This window comes from Metabacillus sp. YM-086 (assembly GCF_048059995.1).
Lineage (GTDB): Bacteria > Bacillota > Bacilli > Bacillales > Bacillaceae > Metabacillus > Metabacillus litoralis_B.
Genome location: NZ_JBLUOI010000019.1, coordinates 66,834 through 73,151 on the forward strand (window position 1 = coordinate 66,834; position 6,318 = coordinate 73,151).

At 31.8% G+C, this 6,318-nt stretch carries 6 protein-coding genes; 2 read left to right on the forward strand and 4 right to left on the reverse strand.

What is annotated here, in order from left to right; translation table 11 throughout:
- Window positions 1–237 precede the first annotated feature (237 nt).
- Window positions 238–1,398: a 3D domain-containing protein gene (locus tag ACEWK1_RS10745; RefSeq protein WP_251406942.1), complete on the forward strand. Its 1,161-nt coding sequence runs from the start codon at window positions 238–240 to the stop codon at window positions 1,396–1,398.
- Between the two features lie 512 nt (window positions 1,399–1,910).
- Window positions 1,911–3,035 carry an ATP-binding protein gene (locus ACEWK1_RS10750; RefSeq protein ID WP_416636221.1) on the forward strand — a complete coding sequence of 375 codons (1,125 nt, stop codon included), beginning with the start codon at window positions 1,911–1,913 and terminating at the stop codon, window positions 3,033–3,035.
- A 114-nt stretch (window positions 3,036–3,149) separates the two neighbouring features.
- Here the strand turns inward: ACEWK1_RS10750 and ACEWK1_RS10755 are convergent, their stop codons facing one another.
- The 4 genes from ACEWK1_RS10755 to ACEWK1_RS10770 all read right to left on the reverse strand — a co-directional run bounded on the left by ACEWK1_RS10755 (window position 3,150) and on the right by ACEWK1_RS10770 (window position 6,071).
- Complete coding sequence (locus ACEWK1_RS10755) at window positions 3,150–3,833, reverse strand: Na-translocating system protein MpsC family protein (RefSeq protein ID WP_121664400.1); 684 nt, start codon at window positions 3,831–3,833, stop codon at window positions 3,150–3,152.
- A gap of 16 nt (window positions 3,834–3,849) precedes the next feature.
- Window positions 3,850–4,590, reverse strand: a complete 741-nt coding sequence (locus ACEWK1_RS10760; RefSeq protein WP_121664399.1) for a Na-translocating system protein MpsC family protein — start codon at window positions 4,588–4,590, stop codon at window positions 3,850–3,852.
- 117 nt (window positions 4,591–4,707) lie between these two features.
- Window positions 4,708–5,127: a hypothetical protein gene (locus tag ACEWK1_RS10765; RefSeq protein WP_121664398.1), complete on the reverse strand. Its 420-nt coding sequence runs from the start codon at window positions 5,125–5,127 to the stop codon at window positions 4,708–4,710.
- 245 nt (window positions 5,128–5,372) lie between these two features.
- Window positions 5,373–6,071 carry a Na-translocating system protein MpsC family protein gene (locus tag ACEWK1_RS10770; protein ID WP_121664397.1) on the reverse strand — a complete coding sequence of 233 codons (699 nt, stop codon included), beginning with the start codon at window positions 6,069–6,071 and terminating at the stop codon, window positions 5,373–5,375.
- Window positions 6,072–6,318 lie beyond the last annotated feature (247 nt).

Below are 6,318 nucleotides of genomic sequence, written 5' to 3' on the forward strand. Positions count from 1 at the left end.
AAGACCATTCTCCTCCTTTTCCCACGCTGTTTTGGTCTTCATCCCACTGATGAAGACCATTTCTCTTATTTCCATATGCCGTTTTGGTCTTCATGTTCTCCACATAACCATTTCCATCATTAAAAATTAGGATAATACTAGATTGGGTGGAAGTAATTACCTAAACTTTTAATCTAATTGTAACCTACGAAATCTCTTTCTATGTTATAACTAGATAGACGAGAAAGGGGTTGCTATATGCGAGCTTTTAAGCAAACTATTGCCACAATTGGTATCCTTTTATTATCCTTACCTATTTCTTACGTGGCAAACGCAGAATCAACAAAGGCATCTTTAGATCGTGCCAATGAACAGCTAGAGCAGAGTCAACAAACCATTCTTCAAAAAGAAAAAGAGCAACAAGCGATAAATGAAGAAGTTAAAGACATTCAAGAAAACGTACAAGCCTTAGAAAATCAGATTTCTACTAACGAAAAAAGTTTAGCTGAAGTAGAAGCAAAAATATCAGAAACACAGAAGATAATTGAAAAAAAGAAAGAGGAAATTGTCCTTTTACTTGATAAAGTATATGCACGTGAAGGAATTATGGAAAAGCGTTTAGTCGCTCTGCAACATAGTGATCGCACGACAATTGTTATTGAAACTTTAATTAACTCAGAAAGCATTGGTAATTTCTTTGAACGTGTTGGTGCAGTTGCGACTTTACTAGATGCTGATCAAAAAATAATCGATCAACAAGAAGCTGATTTAAAACAGATTGAAGAAGATAAAAAAGAAATTGATCGTCAACAACAACTTCTTCACACACAACAAAGTGATCTTGAAGCGAAGAAAGCTGAACTAGAAAAAAACCGTGTAAAAAGAAACGAAGCATTAGCTGTTATGCAGGAAAAATATCAAAAGCTTTCAGCAGAAATTAATCTCGCTGAAAAAGAAAAATCAACCATACAATCACAAATTACCTCTATTTCAGATAAGTTAGAAAAAGAGCAAGCTGCCGCTAAAGCGAGAGCTGTTGAATTAGCAAAGGCGAAAAAAGCTCAAGAAGAAGCACAGGCTCAGCAAACTGTTGCTCCTCCAACAAATAACAAAGACACTTCTACTGTTTCCGGAAAAGAAATGTATGTTTCCGCAACAGCTTATAGTCATGAAGATACTAAAAACGATGTTACTTATTTAGGATATAACATAAAGAAGAATCCAAACATGAAATTAATTGCAGTAGACCCAGGCGTTATCCCACTTGGTTCAAAAGTGTGGGTTGAGGGATATGGTGTTGCAATCGCTGGTGACACAGGTGGTGCGATTATTGGACATAAAATTGATGTTCTTATGCCATCAAGTGCAAAAGCATTGCAATGGGGCCGAAAAACGGTGAAAATCGTTGTTCTAGACTAAACTAAACATTAGTCCACGAAAGGATAGATAAACCAGATTGGGTCTGGCTTATCTATCCTTTTGTAGTTTACAATTGAAACTTCTTTTTAAAAATTATATGATATGAATAGAAACTTGGAGATGCTCCATTTTCTTATTTCAATTCTTTAATTCTTTCAAACCAATAAGCTCTGTTAAATCCCTATCAGTTTTTTGAAAATTTAACAGAGCTCATCATATAGGTTATGTTTTTCTAGTTAATAGCTGAAATTTAAAGCCAAAGTAAGAAGTAGTTATGTCACTACTCTTATTTTGGCTTTTTTTGTTTACTTACTACTATAATAAAAGATTTCTGAAAGGTCGTGAACTATGTTTTGCTAGCATCAACAACAAGTAGTATGGGACAGGTGTTATTCAACCTCTTGATCGTGCTATCCCCCATCTATTTTTATAATTTGATCTTTACTCATTCAACTAAAAAAAGAACCGAGTTCCTAGCTGGACTAGCTTTCGGTTTAATGTCTATTTTGAGTATGAATTTCCCTATTATATCAGGGGAAATTCAATGGAATTTAAGCTGGGTGCCGCTTGTTATCTGTGCACTATATATGGGAGGAAAATCAATACTAATATGTGGTGTGTTAGTGATTGGATACAGTTACTATTTAGGTAAGTTTATTTTATCAGTAAATGCTTTAGTTGTTGCACTTATTCTTTTAATTCTCATAATGCTTATTAAAAAGAAATATCATCATACAAATAATAATAAAAAATTTATAGCTATACTTTGTATCTCAATCGTTACTTTTTTTATTGTGATTACTGCTAGTGAGTTACATTATTTATATATGAATCAAGTAGACCTTTTCTATCAACAAGGATTTGAGTTGTACTTACTGATGGGAGTAACCTATGTAATTGGTATACTGATTAATGCATATTTCATCGAAAGTATCTTGTCTAATCTTAAACTAGTCGAACAGGTTCATAATGCAGAGAAAATGAATATGATGAGTGAACTTGCTGCTTCTATTGCCCATGAAATACAAAATCCATTAACAGCTGTCAGGGGATTTATCCAACTCACAAAGGTAAAAGTTGATAAAGATCTTCATCATTATATCGACACTGCAATTGATGAACTTGACAAAACCGAATTAATTATTTCAGATTATCTAAACTTAGCTATACCCAAGCAAAATTCAGAGATGAAAGAATTCAACATTAACAAAGCTCTTAAAGAAGTTATTCTACTTGTACAATCATACGCTAATATAAAAGGTATAAAATTAGACCATTTTATTGAAAAGAATATTTATATAACAGTAGATCCAATTACATTTAAACAAGCAATATTAAATTTAGTAAAAAACGCAATCACAGCTACAGACGACGGAAGCGTGAAAATAGTTACTTCTTATTGTAAAAAAACGGACAAAATAAACATAAAAATTATAGATACAGGTGCAGGCATGGATACAGAGCAACTACAAATATTAGGAAAGCCATATATTACGACCAAAACGTACGGAACAGGGTTAGGTTTATTAGTGACATTTCGTTTAATTGATTCAATGGGTGGCAACCTTACTTTTGAGAGCTCAGTTAATAAAGGTACAACTGCTTGTATTGAACTTAAAGGTATAAAAAAGCCATAAAGAATAAGTCCGCTTCAAATTATACTTTTAGAGCTTACTATCCGACCTAAATGGATATAGAAAGTTCACATAAAGAAACAACAACGTGAACTTTTCTATCCATTTTATATAAACTTAGGAATTTAAGACAAACACCATAAATGACTTATCTTCTTTGAAATTCCAATCCATAAAGATATCTTTAACAGGAGATTGGAAGATATCACCGAACTTTCCATATCTATGGAAATAACTTTTCTCCAATTCATCTTTTGTAATTTTTAACTCCTCCATAAATCCTTTTTGAACAAGTGATTTTTCAATCGGTATCAGTATCCCCTTTCTCTCGATTAAATAAATCGAATCTGATAGGGGATATACATGAATTTGATCAGGAACCTTCTGAACAAGATAGCTAATTCGCGAGACTTCTTTCTCTAATTTGTTTAGATTTACATCTTGTCTTAAGGAGTATTCCTCTGTTACCTTCTCATCTAAAATGAAAATAATCACTCCAGAATTGTTGGGAAAATTCCAATCATGGTAATAATCCTCAACATCACGATCTAAAGAGACTTTCACTACTCCTTTTAATTCCTCAAGAATATGATTTATGATAACTGTTCTAGCCTTTTCAACATGATTTCTTTGCCCTTGTTGAACAAGCACCTCCTCCATAGGTGATATAAAGCCACGGATATATGTAACAAGGTATTTATCACAAAGTGTTGACTGACATGATTGCGGCCCTCTGCCGAAATTTTTCCTTAAAGCCTTACTTGTAAAGCTACTAATAGTATTCAATATATCTTGATCCATATCATCACCATACCTTCTATTCAATATCAATTTGTTTAAAACTATGTTTATTAGGTTCAGTAGGATTAAGAATAAAAAGAATGACACTTTTATCTAAGTCGAAATCCCAATCCACAAACGATTCAATAATTTGTTTATTGAGATTAGCTTCAAATTGGCTGTTGTTATGTAAAAATCCTTTTTCTAAATTTCTTTTTACTCTTTTTAAAAGATCACCATTGCCAAGTCGAATGAGTTCTTTTTCAATTCTAACAAGAATCCCATTGCGAATAACAAGTAGGGTTCTATCATTTATTTCACAGGAATAAATTTCTTCAGGTATTTTCTGGGCTTGCTTACTAATTTGAATCACTTCATAATCAATTTTTTCCTTGCCTAAATAATTCTCCTTTAATGAATCTTTAGGTGTAAATGACTCAGAGCTTATACAAGTAATCATCCCGGATTTGTTATGTAAATTCCAATCATAATAAATCTCTCGTATTTTCTTACTAGTTGATATTTCAATAAAAGCCTTTAATTCCGGAATAAGTGTATCCATTAATTTATCTCTCATTTGCATGATCGTCATGACCTGATCTTGTTCTAACAAGACACGTTCAGAAGGGGTAAGAAAATTCCTTAAGTAAATCGTGATATATGTATAACCTACTGAAGTATAAACAGATTGTGGCCCCTTACCAAAACTCTCCCGAAACATCTTACCAACATAACCACTTATATCCTTTTGTAAGCTTACTATCTCATTATCATCCATTTTTATAACTCCTCTCTCCTTCTTCGTTTAAATGTAGTATTAACGATTATTTGCTTTTCAATAAGAAAGCAGCATTGAAAATAATAAAAAAACACACTGCATCTTAGGCAGTATGTCTCAATGTATAATAATAAGTTCTGTCAGTAAGCAGCTTAAATAATCTAATTGATAATTTATATGTAATTTAAAAGAGTCAGTGGTAGCCATTCTCTCTAGTAACACTTTGGCATCCTCAATATCCCTCAGCATTTCACATATTAATTCTGTGAGCGAGGCAACCATATCAATGAATAGCTGTTTTTCAATATGTTCTAGTTTCATCAAGGCTGATGTTTGCTTCATAACATTAATAATATCTGAATGAGTATTTGCTATAGGATGTATAAAATTAGAAAGTTCTTTCTCCTGTTGACACACAATCTGCTTCATATCTCCAATAAGCTGAGCTACTTCACATAACATGACAGTTGTCATTTTGTTTATGGCTTTTAGAGATTGTAAATATTCAAAGTTATGATGATTATCTTGCTTTATCATGTTGTAACGAACTCCTATTCCAAAAAAACTAACACAAACATAAAAAGCCAAAATAGCAAAAAGAAATATTCTTTTTGCTATTTTGGCTTATGCTTAGCTTATTTTCTAAATCATTTCTACCAAATTATATTAAATTATCTTAATTTATAGTTGAATAATATTGTAATAATTTCGTATAAAGAAAAGCATTATTCTCTTTTCTTCTTAATTTAATAATATAAAATAATCAAATGAAAGTAAACAACTTACTGCAAATAAAAGAAAATATAGCTTGTATCATCCTTATAGTCCCAAATCATAAATATATCCTCTATAACTGTAGAAAAAATTGATTCAAAAACCTCCTTTTGTTTAATAAAGGAGTTCTTAATATCATTGGAGCGCTCGTGTAGCAACTCTATATGGCCTTTGCGGTACAAAACTTTCTCAATTTGAATTAATGACCCTCGACATTCTACAGCATACATATTTTGATTCATTCTAATGATTTCTACCCTACTTGGTACTTTATATATTTCCTCGCTCACCGAAATTATTCCGTTAAAAAGCTTCTCCTTTAGTGTTGGAGGTACTGTTGTCTCGGACCATTTTTTAGATTCACTATTCTCCAAAATCATTATTCCCGTGTTTCTTTCAAAATTCCAATCCTCATAATAAGAATCAAAAGAAATACCAAGGCAATCATGTGCTTCTTTGGAAAATTCAAAGAATACTTCTTCCATAACAGCTGACCTGAATCTCTGTAATAGGCTTACATTGTTATTCTTTAACAAAACATCTTCAGCAGGAGTTCTATATTTTTTTATAAAGATGACTAATCTGTTTGAATGCAATGTAACGTAACAAGTTTCAGGTCCTTTTCCAAACCTTTGCTTTAAAAGCTTACTTAATGTACTACTAAGAAGAAGGAGGTCTTCTTGATAGTAATTATTAACTTTTTTCATTTTATGTCCTCCTTAGAATGATATTTAAAGCGCTAATCAACATTCAATACAATTTATTCCATATAAACATAAAAAGGCCTAACTTCAATATAGAAGTTAGGCCATGGACAGACAGCTATTGTGAGATAGATTCTCCCATTTACCACTTAGGGTTTATTTATATGATTGTATGTAAGAATGGTCATGTTCATTTAATCAAAAACTAATAACAGCAAGAAATTAGTCTTATAAAGACTAACACTATTCT